Genomic DNA, 14,550 nt, shown 5'->3' on the forward strand with positions numbered 1-14,550 from the left:
TCTGTGATCCCTGCGGGCTGGATTGGCGGCGGGTGGCTGAGTATTATCGATGACAGGCCGTTTATTTTAGTAAACGCAACGCTATCAAGGCAGGATGCTGAGCATGCAGGCAGGAAAGCACTACCCCCATCAGGAGCACGTGGCCTCCTATTACGCGGCCACCCGCAACGACAATCAGCAGTGGCCTGAGCTCAGTGGCGAACTGAATGCCGAGGTCTGCATCATCGGCGGCGGTTTCAGCGGTCTCAACACCGCCATCAATCTGGCCGAAGCCGGTTACAAGGTGGTGTTGCTGGAGGCCAACCGCATCGGCTGGGGCGCCTCCGGGCGCAACGGCGGTCAGCTCATTCGCGGTATCGGTCACGACACCAGCCAGTTTGCCCGCTGGATTGGTGAAGAGGGGGTTCGCGAGCTGGATCTGATGGGGCTGGAGGCGGTCGAGCTGGTGCGTGAGCGGATCGAGCGCTTCAACATCGACTGCGACCTGCGCTGGGGCTACTGCGATCTCGCCACCCGTCAGCGCCATCTGTCCGGGTTTGCAGAGGAGGCGGCGCACCTGGTGAGCCTCGGCTACCGGCATGAGGTGAAGCTGGTGGCACGGGAGGATATTCACAGTGTGGTGGGGTCGGATCGCTACATCGGCGGCATGATCGACATGGGCTCCGGCCACCTGCACCCCCTCAACCTGGCGCTGGGTGAGGCGCGCGCGGCGGCCAGCCTGGGTGTGGCCCTGTTTGAGCAGTCCAGAGTGGTGCACATCGACTATGGCGATCGGCTGCAGGTCACCACGGCCCACGGCCGGGTCAGCGCCGACTACCTGGTGATCGGCTGCAACGCTTATCTCAACGACCTCAACCCCGAGCTGGGGGGCAAGGTGCTGCCGGCGGGCTCCTACATCCTCGCTACCGAGGTGCTGGAGAAGCGGCTGCGCCAGCGCCTGCTGCCGCAGAACATGGCGGTGTGCGATCAGAACGTGGCGCTCGACTACTACCGTCTCTCCGCCGACGGCCGGCTGCTGTTTGGCGGAGCCTGCAACTACTCAGGAAGGGATCCTCGCGACATCAAGGCATTCATGCTGCCCAAGCTGCTGCGGGTGTTTCCCGAGCTGGCGGATACCGCCATCGAATTCCAGTGGGGCGGCATGATAGGCATAGGGGCCAACCGGCTACCCCAGATCGGCCGCTTGCCGGAGCAGCCCAACGTCTTCTATGCCCAGGCCTATTCCGGCCACGGTCTCAATGCCACGCACATGGCGGGCAAGCTGGTGGCGGAGGCGATCAAGGGGGAGAGCCGGGGCTTCGATCTGTTTGGCAGCGTGCCCCACATGACCTTCCCCGGCGGCCCGGCGCTGCGCTCGCCGTTGCTGGCGCTTGGCATGCTCTGGTACCGCTTCAAGGATTTGTTCTAATAAGGGGAGCAGGGTCGGTACGCTAGCTGGCTTGATCCTGCAGCTTCTTGCAGTAATAGAGAAGGCAGTCAAACAATCAGCGTCCACCCACCCCGTGTGTTGAACGGGGCTGCGCGCAGGCTAGCGAGGGGATAGGGCGGATACCCAGGCCTGAGTCAGCCTGGGTATTCTGGCCGGTTGCGTGTCAGTGGGCGGGCTCGGCCAGACGCCAGCCCTGCTCGGTTTTCATCATCCACACTTCGGCCTGCTGCGGCAGCACCTGGCCCGCCTCGAACTCGCCGTATTTGCGTTCCAGCTCCATCAGTCCCATCTCCTGCTGGAAGGGACCGACCCTGTCATAGACCAGATCCTCGTCGTGCAGCACCTGCAGCTGTTCCATCCCCTGCTTGAAGTGGAGCTGGTAGCTCACCTTGACCAGATAGACCCCCTCCATGCGCTCTTCCTTGTCCAGGATGGCGAAGTCACTGATCTCGAACAGATTGGCGTCGGTGTCTGCCTGCAGTTTGGCGGTGACCTGGGTCCGGATTGCCTCTTCACCTGGACCTGCGTAACAGCCATACAGCCAGAGGGCCAGCAGGGGGATGAACCACTTTTTCATCAAAACTCCGGACGAACGAGACGGGAAAGCGCAAATATTGCCACGCTGTCGATCATATACAAGGGATTGCCGGAAAAATGGCGGTCAAACCGGGGGCCCGCACGGTTGCACGGGCCACCCGGCATCAGCGCAGCTTGTCCAGCTGGCCGAGAAATTCGGCAGGCCCCATAAAGCCGGTGACCCGCTGGCCGCTCACCTCGTTGCCGGCGCGGTCGAAGAAGATCAGGGTCGGCAACCCCAGCACGTTGAGGCCGTTGAGCAGCTCTACATCGGCATCGTCGTTGGCGGTGACGTCCGCCTGCAGCAGCACCATCTGGCCGAATCGCTCGCGCACGGCCGGGTCGCTGAAGGTCTTGTGTTCGAACTCCTTGCAGGCCACGCACCAGTCGGCATAAAGATCGAGCAGCACCGGCTTGCCGCGGGCGGCGGCCAGCTGGGTCTTGAGATCGTCCAGCGTCTTGATGCGAATGAAGGCCGGCGCCTCGGTCTGAGCGGCAGTGCTGGCACCCTGGGGTGGCAGCAGCAGATCCTTGCCCACCACAACGGCACTGATCATGGCCAGCAGCAGCACGAAGCCGCGCAGGCTGCGCCCCACCGAATGGCCCTGATGCTGGTTGTGATGATAGAGGTAGCCGCACAGCAGCAGCCCCCAGCCGAGCCAGGCCAGGGTGGTGACCTGATCGCTCCAGAGTCTCGAGAGCAGCAGGATGGGCACCGCCAGCAGTGCAAACCCGAACAGCTGCTTGATCACGTCCATCCAGGCGCCCGCCTTGGGCAGCAGCTTGCCGCCCGAGGTGCCGAGCAGCAGCAGCGGCAGCCCCATGCCGAGCGACAGGGCATAGAGAGCCGCGCCGCCGAGCCAGAGATCGCCGCTCTGGGCCACGTAGATCAGCGCTCCCGAGAGCGGCGCCGTGGTGCAAGGGGAGCAGACCAGGCCGGAGATCATCCCCATGATGCCGACTCCGAGCACGGAGCCGCCCTGCTGGCGGTTGGAGAGGCCTGACAGCCGGGTCTGCAGGCTGCTCGGCAGCTGCAGGGTGTAGAGCCCGAACATGGAGAGGGCCAGCAGCACGAACATCACCGAGAGGCCGATCAGCACGTAGGGATGCTGGAGGGCTGCCTGGAATTTCAAGCCTGCCGAGGCCACCACCAACCCGAGCAGGGTGTAGGTGACCGCCATCCCCTGCACGTAGACGAAGGAGAGCAGGAAGGCGCGGCGGGTGGAGAGATGATGGCCGGCCCCGGCGATGATCCCGGTCAGGATGGGATACATGGGGAAGACGCAGGGGGTGAAGGCGAGGCCGAGCCCGAGTGCGAAGAAGGCGGCGACGCTGAGCCAGAAGCCCTGGCTGCCGAGGGCGGCCGCCAGCTGATCCTGCTGGCTGCTGGCCGGTATGGGCTGGTCAGATTGCTCGCTCTGCTGGGCGGTGAGCGGCTGGATGCTGATCAGCTTGTCGGTGGGGGGATAGCAGAGGCCGTCGGTACAGCCCTGATAGCTGATCTTGAGGCTGGCCTGCTGGCCGGCCTCGGTCAGGATGACGGGGATCTGCAGCTCCCGGTAATAGACCTGGGTCTTGCCGAAGAAGTCATCTTCATGCTCGGTGCCGGCGGGCAGCACCGGCTCCTCGAAGGCGAGGTTTTCTCCCTTGAAGCGGAAGCTGTGGCGATAGAGGTAGTAGTCGTCGGCGATGCGCAGGCGCAGCAGCAGCCGATTGCCCTGCTGTTCGCTCTCGAGGACGAATGCCTCGTCCACTTTCAGAAATTTGGGCTGGGCGCTGGCCTCGATGCCGAGGGCGCTCAGCAGATCCGTGCTGCTGGCGCGGGCCGGCAGTGAGCCCAGACCAGCCAGCAGGGTACAGAGCAACAGCAGGGGAAAGAGCAGGCGAGACGGAGTCATGAGGTTTCCTGTTTTATCCAGTCGAGATAGGGCTGATGGCCCTGGCTTGTGGGTAGCGCCAGGATCTCCGGCACCTCATAGGGGTGATGAGCAAGAATGCACTGGCGCAGCGGCTCGAACAGGGCGGCGTGCGACTTGATGATGAGCTGGATCTCCGTGGCCCGTTCGATCTGGCCCTGCCAGCGATAGACGGAGGTGAGGCCGGGCAGCTGGTTGATGCAGGCCGCCAGCCGCTGGTTCAGCAGTTGTGCGCAGATGAGGTCGGCACTGGCCTCATCCGGGCAGGTGCAAAGCACCAGAATGGTGTCGGTCATGGTGAAATATCTCGTCCGATCGGGGCGGCTCGGCGCCCGTAAACCAGTGACTACTATACCTAGCGACGGGTCAAATAGCATCTGGCGCACTTTGCGGCTGCGACATGAAAATAAGTGGGGGGCATGAGATAGACGCTGTCAGAGCGACAAGGCAGAATGAGCGGGCTTGTTCCCATTCGACGTAAGGAAATGTATGACCCAACAGAATGAGCAGCAGAGAAACCGCATGTTGAGCCTGTTGCGCGAAGGTGAGCGCCGTATGTTGGTGCAACTGGCCGGTCTGCTGCGGACCAGTGCCGATGAAATCAATGCCGAGCTGGAAAAAGAGGAGTTGCTGGATACCCTCGAGCAACCGGTCACGGTGGAGTATCTCAACGGCGTGGTGCAGCACCATCTGTTCGAGCGCCTGCACAAGGGTGACATGGTCGCCGCCCAGCGACTGCTGACCCAGTACCAGAGTGACCTTGAGGCCATGCTGACGCAGGAGTCGGCCGAGGCAGAGGCCCCGACCGAAGAGCTGAAGGCACAAGCCTGAACGCCGCGGCAGGCCCGCCGGGCTTGTCCTCCCCCAGCACCATCATGCCCCTTGCATGATGGTGCCTTGTTTTTCCTGCCGTTTTTTGCCGTCGTTCAACCCAGTGCGTTCTGCTGCCACTGGCCCGGGATCGGGTACACCTTGTCGTAGCTCCAGTTGTAGATGAAGGCGTAGACCAGATAGAAGGTCACGAAGCCGATGTTGAGCGCCAGAGCCGCCAGCAGGGCGAGATCCAGCCACCAGGCGATGACCGGCAGGGTCAGCGCCATGAAGCCCCCTTCAAAGCCGAACGCATGGATCACGCGCTGCCACAAGGTCTTGTGCGGGTGACCCTGGTATTTGAGCAGCAGCTTGTCGAAGCCGATGTTGTAGACATAGTTCCAGACGGTGGCCAGCACCGAGAACAGGATGGCCAGCGGCCCCATGTGGCTGAGCTCGATACCTGTGACCCAGCTGGCCAGGGGGGCGGCGATGAGCAGACCTATCACTTCAAAGCCGATGGCATGGCGGATACGGTCGTTGCGGGTACGCATAAATTCCTCTCTTTAAACAGGTATGTTGACTGACTGGTTGGCAATCTATCCCTATTTTTTGATAGTTTCACGTTGGTATCCATCGCTAAAATAGATAGATGACCGCATTTGCAGGAGCAGGACGATGAATCCATCGCTGGAACAACTGAGGGTATTGCTGGCCGCCGCACAGGCCGGCTCCTTTTCGGCGGCGGCGCGCCAGCTGGGCAAGGCGCAGTCGGTGGTCAGCACCGCCATCGCCAATCTGGAGATAGACCTGGGGCTCGAACTGTTCGATCGCAGCGGCCGCTATCCGGTGCTGACCGAGGCGGGTGTGCGCATCAGCCAGGAGGCGGGCATTTTGCTGGCTCAGAGCGAGCGACTGCAGGCTATCGCCGGTGAGCTGGCCACCGGCGTCGAGTCGCGCCTCACCCTGGCCATCGACGATGACTCCCACCTGCCCTGGCTCGGCTCTGTGCTGGAGGGGTTCGCAACCCGCTACCCGACGGTGGAGCTGGAGCTGTTGTTTCCGTTGATGGAGGATCTCACCGAGATGCTGACCAGCGGCCGTGCCCAGCTCGGCATCAGCTATCAGAAGGAGCACCCGCAGCGGGAGATCGTCGCCCGCTCGCTGGGGGGCGTCCCCATGCCGCTGGTGGTCTCTCCCGAGCATCCGCTGGCCCACAAGGCGCCGCTGCGGGAGAGCGACCTGCAGGGTGCGCGCCAGCTGATGGTGACTGGGCGGCGGGAAGGAACGGAGCGTCATCGCTTCCGCCTGTCGGCGCAGGTGTGGTGGGTGGAGGGGGATCTGGGGGTGCTGGAGCTGGTCAAGCTGGGACTGGGCTGGGCGGCGGTGCCCGATTTTCTGCTGCATCGGCCGCTGGCTCGGGGCGAGGTGGTGGTGCTCAAGCCGGACTTCATTACCCAGCCGGAGCTGGCGCTGGAGCTGCAGTGGCATCGCGCCCGCCCGCTCGGGCAGGCGGGGCGCTGGCTGAAGGAGGCCCTGCTGGCGCGGGCGCGCTAGCAGGTCTCTTCGCTTACTCGGTCAGCGGATAGGGGAGGGGCTGCAGGCTCAGGCTTGAGCCCTCCTCCTGCTTGAGCCGGAAGCGAGCGTCGGCCTCGGTGTCCTTGGGCAGCACGGCGGTGAGCCACAGCTCGCCATCCTGTTGCCAGGCGTTGAGCACCATGCCGCTGCGGCGCCAGTTGTCACCTAGCTGGATCTCCAGGGTATCGCCGCTGGCAACCGGTGTAGTGGCGGTGCCGCTCAGCACGAACAGGGCGCGGTTGTTGGCGCCACGATATTTGGCGCGGGCCACCGTCTCCTGCCCCATGTAGCAGCCCTTGGTGAAGCTGATGCCATCGAGCGCCTGCAGGTTGAGCATCTGGGGAATGTACTCACCCTGATGAACTGCTTCCAGATGGGGGATGCCGGCCTTGATCTCCAGTCCCCACCAGAGCGACTCGGGGCTGCTGGGCAGAGTCAGCGCCAGCGGCTGTTCGCTGACCAGCAGCCAGCGATCGGCCTCGACCCGCACCGCCATGCCCCCCTCGATGAGACCGCTCTCCTGCAGGCCGTATTGCCCTGCGATCCAGCCATCGGTCCCCTGACCAGCCACGCCGACCGCCTGGCCGTGATTCTCGCTGATCTCGACCTTGGCAAAGATCGCGAACTTCTTGAGCTCGGGCAGTTGGCGGGCCAGCACCGACGGCTTGGTCAGCATCAGCAGGCGATCGCTCAGGCAGAGCAGACGAAAATCGCTCCACAGCTTGCCCTTGGGATCACAGTGGCCGCCCAGGGTGTGCTGGCCCGGCTGCAGGGCGTTGACGTCACAGGTGACCTGACCCTGCAGGTATTTGGCGCGATCCTGGCCGCTCAGGCTGGTGATGGCCAGATCGGTCAGAGGGAACAGGGTTGGCTCGGCGGGAAGGGTTGGCAGGCTCACGATGGCATTCCAGAGACAGAAAGTATGTGACCTGCATGGTAAAGACGTAAGGAATGTTTGTCAGCCGGAAAATCCAGCTGTTACCATCGCCGGGTCTTTGTAAGGAGAGTTCCATGTTGAGCCCAATTGAAAAATCCCGCCTGAAGTGGGCCTGCCGCCGTGGCATGCTCGAGCTGGATGTGATCTTTATGCCTTTCTTCGAACACGAGTTCGACGGTCTGAGCGAGGCGGAGCAGCAAACCTTCATCCGCCTGCTGGAGTGCGAGGATCCGGAGCTGTTCCGCTGGAGCATGGGCCACGGCGTGCCGGAAGACCCCGCGTTTGCCGCCATGATCACGCTGATCCTGGAGCGCAATCAGGCCCGCCACGATCGCCAGCGCTGATCTGCCCGTACGGGTGTCGATGCCCGTCACCGCCTCCAGGCAGCAGCGCCTGCTGCTGTTGTCGCTGTTTCTGCTGATCCTGTGGCCGCTGGCCGCCCTGATCCACGGCTGGCAGTGGGCACTGCTGCTGCCCTGTTGGGGGCTGGGGTTGTGGCGTACCTGGCTTGGCGCCAGCCGGATGACCGGCGTGCTGGAGTGGGACGGGCAGTGGCTCACCTGGCAGGGTCGTCGTTACCAGCTGGGGGCGGGCAGCCGCATTTGGCCCGGGGTACTCTGGCTGCAACTGGTGACGACGGAGCGTCCCGCCATCCGACTCTGGCTGTTCAGCGATGCGCTGGCGCCAGCTCATTACCGCACGCTGGCTCGCGCCATCCACTTCTCTCAGCCGACCCGCTAGTCTCTCTTCCCCATAAAACAGATGACCCCGCCGGAGCGAGGTCATCTGGGGGATGCGGATCGATTAATCCCTATCCATCGTCAGCAATGCTGGTTCATGGCGGGCAGGATCAATCCTTGTCCGGCGTCAGCACGGTCGGCTTGGAGTCCGGTTGCATGTCCGGGTAGTCCAGATTGTAGTGCAGGCCACGCGACTCCTTGCGCTGCAGGGCGCAGTTGACGATGAGCTCGGCCACCTGCAGCAGGTTGCGCAGCTCCAGCAGGTTGTTGGAGACCCGGAAGTGGGCGTAGTACTCCTGCACCTCCTGCTTGAGCAGGTCGATGCGGCGCTTGGCCCGGGCCAGACGTTTGTTGGTACGCACTATCCCCACGTAGTCCCACATCATCAGCCGCAGCTCGTGCCAGTTGTGCTGGATCACCACCAGTTCGTCCGAATCTTCCACCTTGCTCTCGTCCCACACCGGTAGACGGGGCGGCTCCACGCTCATCGGCAGCTTGGCCAGGATGTCGGCCCCCGCCTGATGGGCATAGACCACGCATTCGAGCAGGGAGTTGGAGGCCATCCGGTTGGCGCCGTGCAGCCCGGTGTAGGTCACCTCGCCGATGGCGTAGAGGCCGGGAATGTCGGTCTGGCCGTTGTTGTCGATCATCACGCCGCCGCAGGTGTAGTGAGCAGCAGGGACGATGGGCATCGCCTCCTTGGTGATGTCGATACCGACCGCGAGGCAGCGCTCATGAATGGTAGGGAAGTGCTTGATGATGAAGTCGGCCGGCTTGTGGCTGATGTCCAGATACATGCAGTCGGCGCCGAGCCGCTTCATCTCGTGGTCGATGGCGCGGGCGACGATGTCCCGCGGCGCCAGCTCGGCCCGTTCGTCAAACTCCGGCATGAAGCGGCTGCCATCGGGACGGCGCAGGTAGGCACCTTCGCCGCGCAGGGCTTCGGTCAGCAGGAAGTTGGGGTCATCGGGGTGGAACAGGCTGGTGGGGTGGAACTGGTTGAACTCCAGGTTCGCCACCCGGCAGCCGGCGCGCCACGCCATGGCGATGCCGTCACCAGAGCTGACATCCGGGTTGGAGGTGTACTGGTACACCTTGGAGGCACCGCCGGTGGCCAGTGCCACGAAGCGGGCACGGATCACCTCGACCTGCTCGGCGTTGCGGTTCCAGACATAGGCGCCGAGCACCCGGTTGCCGGGCAGACCCAGCTTGCGGGTGGTGATGAGGTCGACCGCGTTGAAGCGCTCCATCAGCTGGATGTTGGGGTGAGCGCGCACCTGATCGATCAGGGTGAGCTGCACCGCCTTGCCGGTAGCATCCGCCGCGTGGAAGATGCGGCGATGGCTGTGGCCCCCTTCGCGGGTCAGGTGATAGTGGGATTCTCCCTCGGCGTCCTCCTCCTGATCGAAGGGGACCCCCTGCTGGATCAGCCACTGGATGGACTCGCGGGCATTGCGGGCGGTGAACTCCACCACGGCCGGGTCACACAACCCGGCCCCGGCGTTGAGCGTGTCGCTCACGTGGGATTCGATGCTGTCGGTCTCGTCGAACACGGCAGCGATGCCTCCTTGCGCATAGAAAGTGGCCCCTTCACTGATGGGCCCCTTGCTCAGAACCAGGACTTTGGCCTGGTCTGCCAATCGCAATGCGAGAGACAAACCGGCGGCACCGCTGCCAATGATCAGTACGTCGCAAAGGTATTCAACACTTGCTTTCATAAGTATCATTGGCCTGGATTAAGAACTGGCACCATGGTAGCCCAAGCGAGGGTGGTGATGCAGCCTGCGTCACATTTTTTTCAATGCAAGCGAACTTTCCCTGATTCCTCCTGTCTGAACTTGTGCGCTTAGGAAGGGCCGGAAAAGAAAAACGATAACCTGATGGGGGTTTTACGGCTCTGATGAGCGACCAGAATCTACTGGACGAACAGCTGGTTGAACGGGTCCAGCGTGGCGATAAAAATGCATTCAACCTGTTGGTAAAAAAATACCAGCACAAGGTGGTCAACCTGGTGGCCAGGTATGTCAACAACCCGGGCGATGTACCGGATGTGGCGCAGGAGGCATTCATCAAAGCCTACCGTGCGCTGCCGACATTCCGTGGCGAGAGCGCGTTTTACACCTGGTTGTACCGGATCGCCGTGAATACGGCCAAAAATTATCTGACCTCTCAAGGGCGCAGGCCGCCCAGCAGTGACGTAGAGGCGGAAGAGGCAGAATACTATGGCGGTGGCGAAGCCTTGCAAGAGGTGGCTACCCCGGAAAACCTGACGCTGACCGACGAGATCAAGCGCACCGTGTTTTCTGCCATAGAAGCTTTGCCGGAAGACTTGAGGACAGCTATCACCCTTCGCGAACTGGAAGGGCTGAGCTACGAAGAGATTGCCGAAATCATGGATTGTCCGGTGGGTACGGTGAGATCCCGCATCTTCCGGGCGAGGGAAGCAATCGATAAAAAGCTGCAACCTCTGATCGAGAATTAACTGGGGAAAGACAGGTTAACTTATGGCAACTAAAGAGCAACTCTCGGCCCTGATGGACGGTGACTTGAGCGATGTTGAGGTTCTGAACGAGCTGGGAACGGATCCGGCTCTGCAAGACACCTGGTCTCGTTACCACCTGATCGGTGATGCCATGCGGGGGGACCTGCCGGTCAATCTGCAACTGGATCTGAGCGACAGCATCATGGCTGCGCTGGAAGATGAACCCACCATCCTGGCGCCCAAGCCGGTGGAGAGCAAGCCTGCCGCACCGCAGCCGGGTACCGCCAAGGTCGTGCCGTTTCTGCGTCGTGCCGGCCAGCAGGTGGGGCAATACGCCATTGCCGCCTCGGTTGCTGCCGCCGTCATCTTCGGGGTGCAGCAGTATCAGGGGCAGGATGGTCTGCCGACCAACCCGGTACTCAACACTATCCCCGTTGGTGGCAGTGCCTCACCGGTGAGCGTGCACTACCCGCAGGATGGCAACCGGGCCACTGCTCGTCAGCAAGGGCTGAGCGAGCAGCAGATGCAGGAGCAGCGCGAGCGCATCAATGCCTTCCTGCGTGACCACCAGTTGCAACAGCGTCTGCTGCAAGACAAGCAGATTCAGGAATAACGGATTTAGGGATCAGAACGTGCGCCAGTCCAGCCGTATTTTGCTGGCCTCTCTCCTGCTGATCAGTGCCAAGGCCTCGGCCGACGACAAGTCGGCCGAGGCCTTGTTGCAGCAGATGCAGAGTGCCGTCTCGCAACAGAATTTTGAATTGTCCATGGTCAAGGCCCGGCAGGGGCGCCTCGAACCCATCCGCTTCAGCCACGGCGTGATCGATGGCAAGGAGGTGGCTCACCTCAGCTATCTCGATGGCAAGACCATCGAGTATCTGCAGCGCCAGGATGAGTACACCTTCTTCGAAAATACCCACGAACCCTACACCCTCAAGGGCGCCCGCTTCCCCGGTGTGTGGGCGAGCCTGGTCAGGATGCCACTGCCACGGGTGCTGGAGAGCTATGACCCCGTGCTGGCCGGTCGCAGCCGGGCGGCCGGGTTGGTGGCACAGGTCGTGCGGCTGGTGCCCAAAGAGGCCGACAAGTATGGCTTCGTGCTCTGGATCGACGAGCAGAGCCACCTGCTGGTGCGGGTGGACATGGTGGATCGGGAAGGCAATCTGGTGGAACAGGTGCTGGGGGTGGATCTGGACAGGCTGCCTGCCCCGGCGCCCTGGCTGGTGAAGCTGGCTGGTAGCAAGCTGCCTCAGGCGCTGGCACTGGAAGACGCTTACCCGGCGCCACAGCAGCAGCTGAACTGGCACCTGACCTGGTTGCCGGAGGGGTTCAAAGTGCTCTCGCGGGATCGGCATCAGCTGGTGACCACCAGCCTGCCGGTGGATTACATGATGCTCTCCGACGGGCTGGTGGATCTCTCGGTCTACGTTGCCCGGGTCGACCCCAAGCAGGCGGTGCGCCAGCAGTTGATCCGCCAGGGGGCTACTTCGCTGGTGAGCTATGTCAATGACGTGGGGGTCGAGATCACCGTGGTGGGGGAAGTGCCGGCAGACACCGCCAAACGCATCGCCGAGTCGGTGCAACCGCTGGCCCGCAACGAGACCGTCCAGTAGCTGCCGATGCACTGTTGCTTGCCCAATCCAGACAGTCATGTTCAGATTGGGTCAATCTCTGTCTAGTTAATGTGGAACCGTCTTGTGAGTGGAATGAGCGAAGAGCTGGCAACCGTAGTGGCCATTGATGGACAACATGCCTGGGTGGAGTGCGAACGGCGCTCCGCCTGCAGCGGTTGTCATCAACAGTCCAACTGCGGCACCGGCACGGTAGCCAAGGCGTTTCCGTTGCAGGCGCAGCGGCTGCGGGTGGCGCTCACCATCGAGGTGAGCGTCGGTCAGCAAGTGAGGCTCGGCATCCCCCAGGCGAGCATTCTGCAGGGGGCTGCGTTGGTCTACGTGCTGCCGCTGTTCTGTCTGCTGGCGGGAGCCCTGCTGGGGCAACTCTGGCTGGCTCCCTTGCTGTCGGCCGGGGAGGGGGTCACCATCCTCAGTTGCCTGCTGGGCGGCCTTGTCGGATTTTCACTGGTTCGTTACTTTTCCAACCGGCTCGATCAGGGGGCTTATGGTCCCCGCATGCTGGGTGTGGTCCTGCCCACCCGCCACCTCTCCTGACACTGTCCAGGCCTGTATTTCTGGTGCTTCGTCGACTAAAGATTGGCCGTCGACCGGGTTATCCAGTAAAATCCTGCCTCCATATCCGGCCCTAACCTAATTTTGAGTGATTCTTGCTCGATGAAACACATTCGTAACTTTTCGATTATTGCGCACATCGACCACGGTAAATCGACCCTGTCGGACCGTCTGATCCAGACTTGTGGCGGCCTGTCCGACCGCGAGATGCAGGCTCAGGTGCTTGACTCCATGGACCTGGAGCGCGAGCGCGGCATTACCATCAAAGCACAGAGTGTGACCCTGAACTACCAGGCACAAGACGGTAACACCTACCAGCTGAACTTTATCGACACCCCTGGCCACGTGGATTTCTCCTACGAGGTCTCCCGCTCGTTGGCGGCCTGTGAAGGGGCGCTGCTGGTGGTGGATGCCGGCCAGGGGGTTGAGGCACAGACTCTGGCCAACTGCTATACCGCCATGGAAATGGACCTGGAAGTGGTGCCAGTGCTGAACAAGATCGACCTGCCGGCCGCCGAGCCGGAGCGGGTTGCCGAAGAGATCGAAGACATCGTCGGTATCGACGCGGTCGATGCGGTGCGCTGCTCCGCCAAGACCGGGCTGGGTGTTGACCTGGTGCTGGAAGAGATCGTGGCCCGGATCCCGGCACCGGAAGGTGATCCGGATGCGCCGCTGCAGGCGCTGATCATCGACTCCTGGTTCGACTCCTATCTGGGCGTCGTGTCGCTGGTGCGGATCAAGAACGGTTCGCTGAAGAAGAACGACAAGATCAAGGTGATGAGCACCGGTCAGGTGTGGGGCGTCGATCGTATCGGTATCTTCACGCCCAAGCAGGTGGACACCATGGGGCTGGGTTGCGGCGAGGTAGGTTGGGTTGTCTGCGGTATCAAGGACATCCACGGCGCGCCGGTGGGCGATACCCTGACCCAGGCCAAGAACGGTGCCGAGAAGGCGCTGGCTGGCTTCAAGAAGGTGAAGCCGCAGGTGTATGCGGGCCTGTTCCCCATCTCCAGCGATGACTACGAGTCGTTCCGCGACGCCCTCGACAAGCTCTCCCTGAACGATGCCTCCCTGTTCTTCGAACCGGAGAGCTCCACCGCGCTGGGCTTTGGCTTCCGCTGCGGCTTCCTCGGCATGCTGCACATGGAGATCATCCAGGAGCGGCTGGAGCGTGAATACGATCTGGATCTCATCACCACCGCGCCGACCGTGGTCTACGAGATCGAGCTGACCGACGGTACCACCATCCACATCGACAGCCCGGCCCAGATGCCCGCCATCACCAGCATCAAGGAGATGCGCGAGCCGATCGCCGAGTGTCATATCCTGCTGCCGCAGGAGTACATGGGCAACGTGATCACCCTCTGTATCGAGAAGCGCGGCGTGCAGACCAACATGGTCTACCACGGCAAGCAGGTGGCGCTGACCTACGAGATCCCGATGGCGGAAGTGGTGCTCGACTTCTTCGACCGCCTGAAGTCCACCAGCCGCGGCTATGCCTCGCTGGACTACGGCTTCAAGCGCTTCGAGACCTCCGACATGGTCCGTCTGGACATCATGATCAACGGTGAGCGGGTCGACGCCCTGGCCATCATCACCCACAAGGAGAACGCCCAGTATCGCGGTCGCCAGGTGGTGGAGAAGATGCGCGAGCTGATCCCGCGCCAGATGTTCGATATCGCCATCCAGGCTGCCATCGGCAACCAGATCATCGCCCGCAGTACCGTCAAGGCGCTGCGCAAGGACGTGACCGCCAAGTGTTACGGTGGTGACGTGAGCCGGAAGAAGAAGCTGCTGAACAAGCAGAAAGAAGGTAAGAAGCGGATGAAGTCTCTGGGCCGTGTCGACGTGCCGCAGGAAGCTTTCCTCGCAATTCTCCACGTCGGAAAGGACTAA

16 protein-coding genes are annotated in these 14,550 nt (G+C 62.4%); 10 read left to right on the top strand and 6 right to left on the bottom strand.

Annotated elements, in window-relative coordinates; genetic code table 11:
• Positions 1-103: 103 nt before the first annotated feature.
• The gene (locus C2U40_RS02095; protein WP_103827898.1) at positions 104-1,408 is read left to right on the top strand and encodes an NAD(P)/FAD-dependent oxidoreductase; all 1,305 of its coding nucleotides are present in this window, start codon (positions 104-106) and stop codon (positions 1,406-1,408) included.
• Between the two features lie 184 nt (positions 1,409-1,592).
• Here C2U40_RS02095 and C2U40_RS02100 read toward each other — a convergent pair whose 3' ends face one another.
• The 3 genes from C2U40_RS02100 to cutA all read right to left on the bottom strand — a co-directional run bounded on the left by C2U40_RS02100 (position 1,593) and on the right by cutA (position 4,217).
• Positions 1,593-2,006 carry a hypothetical protein gene (locus C2U40_RS02100; RefSeq protein WP_024946158.1) on the bottom strand — a complete coding sequence of 138 codons (414 nt, stop codon included), beginning with the start codon at positions 2,004-2,006 and terminating at the stop codon, positions 1,593-1,595.
• A gap of 124 nt (positions 2,007-2,130) precedes the next feature.
• Positions 2,131-3,903, bottom strand: a complete 1,773-nt coding sequence (locus C2U40_RS02105) for a protein-disulfide reductase DsbD (protein WP_103827899.1) — start codon at positions 3,901-3,903, stop codon at positions 2,131-2,133.
• Entirely contained in the window at positions 3,900-4,217 is a 318-nt protein-coding gene (cutA, locus tag C2U40_RS02110) for a divalent-cation tolerance protein CutA (RefSeq protein WP_039214661.1), read from the bottom strand. The genes C2U40_RS02105 and cutA overlap by 4 nt, the downstream gene beginning before the upstream one ends.
• 193 nt (positions 4,218-4,410) lie before the next feature.
• Here cutA and C2U40_RS02115 point away from each other — a divergent pair, with 193 nt between their 5' ends.
• Complete coding sequence (locus C2U40_RS02115) at positions 4,411-4,752, top strand: hypothetical protein (protein ID WP_181014809.1); 342 nt, start codon at positions 4,411-4,413, stop codon at positions 4,750-4,752.
• Positions 4,753-4,847: 95 nt separating this feature from the next.
• Here the strand turns inward: C2U40_RS02115 and C2U40_RS02120 are convergent, their stop codons facing one another.
• Positions 4,848-5,285: a PACE efflux transporter gene (locus C2U40_RS02120; protein WP_103827902.1), complete on the bottom strand. Its 438-nt coding sequence runs from the start codon at positions 5,283-5,285 to the stop codon at positions 4,848-4,850.
• A gap of 124 nt (positions 5,286-5,409) precedes the next feature.
• Between C2U40_RS02120 and C2U40_RS02125 the strand changes: the two genes are divergently transcribed.
• Positions 5,410-6,288, top strand: a complete 879-nt coding sequence (locus C2U40_RS02125; RefSeq protein WP_011704739.1) for a LysR family transcriptional regulator — start codon at positions 5,410-5,412, stop codon at positions 6,286-6,288.
• 13 nt (positions 6,289-6,301) lie between these two features.
• On the opposite strand, the gene ygfZ is transcribed toward C2U40_RS02125, so the two are convergent.
• On the bottom strand, positions 6,302-7,207 hold the full coding sequence (gene ygfZ, locus C2U40_RS02130) for a tRNA-modifying protein YgfZ (RefSeq protein ID WP_103827903.1): 906 nt from the start codon (positions 7,205-7,207) through the stop codon (positions 6,302-6,304).
• Between the two features lie 113 nt (positions 7,208-7,320).
• Between ygfZ and C2U40_RS02135 the strand changes: the two genes are divergently transcribed.
• Both C2U40_RS02135 and C2U40_RS02140 read left to right on the top strand, forming a co-directional pair.
• The gene (locus C2U40_RS02135) at positions 7,321-7,590 is read left to right on the top strand and encodes an FAD assembly factor SdhE (RefSeq protein WP_103827904.1); all 270 of its coding nucleotides are present in this window, start codon (positions 7,321-7,323) and stop codon (positions 7,588-7,590) included.
• Positions 7,591-7,609: 19 nt separating this feature from the next.
• Entirely contained in the window at positions 7,610-7,987 is a 378-nt protein-coding gene (locus tag C2U40_RS02140) for a protein YgfX (RefSeq protein ID WP_103827905.1), read from the top strand.
• 109 nt (positions 7,988-8,096) lie between these two features.
• Here the strand turns inward: C2U40_RS02140 and nadB are convergent, their stop codons facing one another.
• Positions 8,097-9,704 carry an L-aspartate oxidase gene (gene nadB, locus C2U40_RS02145; protein ID WP_029302396.1) on the bottom strand — a complete coding sequence of 536 codons (1,608 nt, stop codon included), beginning with the start codon at positions 9,702-9,704 and terminating at the stop codon, positions 8,097-8,099.
• Positions 9,705-9,886: 182 nt separating this feature from the next.
• Between nadB and rpoE the strand changes: the two genes are divergently transcribed.
• The 5 genes from rpoE (at position 9,887) to lepA (ending at position 14,550) form a co-directional block, all read left to right on the top strand.
• Positions 9,887-10,468: an RNA polymerase sigma factor RpoE gene (gene rpoE / locus C2U40_RS02150; RefSeq protein ID WP_005309371.1), complete on the top strand. Its 582-nt coding sequence runs from the start codon at positions 9,887-9,889 to the stop codon at positions 10,466-10,468.
• Between the two features lie 22 nt (positions 10,469-10,490).
• On the top strand, positions 10,491-11,081 hold the full coding sequence (locus C2U40_RS02155; RefSeq protein WP_011704744.1) for an RseA family anti-sigma factor: 591 nt from the start codon (positions 10,491-10,493) through the stop codon (positions 11,079-11,081).
• A 19-nt stretch (positions 11,082-11,100) separates the two neighbouring features.
• A complete protein-coding gene (locus tag C2U40_RS02160; protein WP_016349517.1) occupies positions 11,101-12,081 on the top strand; it encodes a MucB/RseB C-terminal domain-containing protein in 981 nt (326 codons plus the stop codon).
• 93 nt (positions 12,082-12,174) lie between these two features.
• Positions 12,175-12,636: a SoxR reducing system RseC family protein gene (locus tag C2U40_RS02165; RefSeq protein WP_016349518.1), complete on the top strand. Its 462-nt coding sequence runs from the start codon at positions 12,175-12,177 to the stop codon at positions 12,634-12,636.
• 120 nt (positions 12,637-12,756) lie between these two features.
• Positions 12,757-14,550, top strand: coding sequence for a translation elongation factor 4 (lepA, locus tag C2U40_RS02170; RefSeq protein WP_016349519.1), 1,794 nt, complete (start codon positions 12,757-12,759; stop codon positions 14,548-14,550).

Origin of the sequence: Aeromonas sp. ASNIH4 (genome assembly GCF_002934425.1) — a bacterium.
GTDB classification, from domain to species: domain Bacteria; phylum Pseudomonadota; class Gammaproteobacteria; order Enterobacterales; family Aeromonadaceae; genus Aeromonas; species Aeromonas hydrophila.

Bases quoted from the DNA above. Each gene is read 5' to 3' on its own strand.
- C2U40_RS02095 (WP_103827898.1), top strand. From the start codon at position 104: ATGCAGGCAGGAAAGCACTACCCCCATCAGGAGCACGTGGCCTCCTAT.
- C2U40_RS02100 (WP_024946158.1), bottom strand. From the start codon at position 2,006: ATGAAAAAGTGGTTCATCCCCCTGCTGGCCCTCTGGCTGTATGGCTGT.
- C2U40_RS02105 (WP_103827899.1), bottom strand. From the start codon at position 3,903: ATGACTCCGTCTCGCCTGCTCTTTCCCCTGCTGTTGCTCTGTACCCTG.
- cutA (WP_039214661.1), bottom strand. From the start codon at position 4,217: ATGACCGACACCATTCTGGTGCTTTGCACCTGCCCGGATGAGGCCAGT.
- C2U40_RS02115 (WP_181014809.1), top strand. From the start codon at position 4,411: ATGACCCAACAGAATGAGCAGCAGAGAAACCGCATGTTGAGCCTGTTG.
- C2U40_RS02120 (WP_103827902.1), bottom strand. From the start codon at position 5,285: ATGCGTACCCGCAACGACCGTATCCGCCATGCCATCGGCTTTGAAGTG.
- C2U40_RS02125 (WP_011704739.1), top strand. From the start codon at position 5,410: ATGAATCCATCGCTGGAACAACTGAGGGTATTGCTGGCCGCCGCACAG.
- C2U40_RS02135 (WP_103827904.1), top strand. From the start codon at position 7,321: ATGTTGAGCCCAATTGAAAAATCCCGCCTGAAGTGGGCCTGCCGCCGT.
- C2U40_RS02140 (WP_103827905.1), top strand. From the start codon at position 7,610: ATGCCCGTCACCGCCTCCAGGCAGCAGCGCCTGCTGCTGTTGTCGCTG.
- nadB (WP_029302396.1), bottom strand. From the start codon at position 9,704: ATGAAAGCAAGTGTTGAATACCTTTGCGACGTACTGATCATTGGCAGC.
- rpoE (WP_005309371.1), top strand. From the start codon at position 9,887: ATGAGCGACCAGAATCTACTGGACGAACAGCTGGTTGAACGGGTCCAG.
- C2U40_RS02155 (WP_011704744.1), top strand. From the start codon at position 10,491: ATGGCAACTAAAGAGCAACTCTCGGCCCTGATGGACGGTGACTTGAGC.
- C2U40_RS02165 (WP_016349518.1), top strand. From the start codon at position 12,175: ATGAGCGAAGAGCTGGCAACCGTAGTGGCCATTGATGGACAACATGCC.
- lepA (WP_016349519.1), top strand. From the start codon at position 12,757: ATGAAACACATTCGTAACTTTTCGATTATTGCGCACATCGACCACGGT.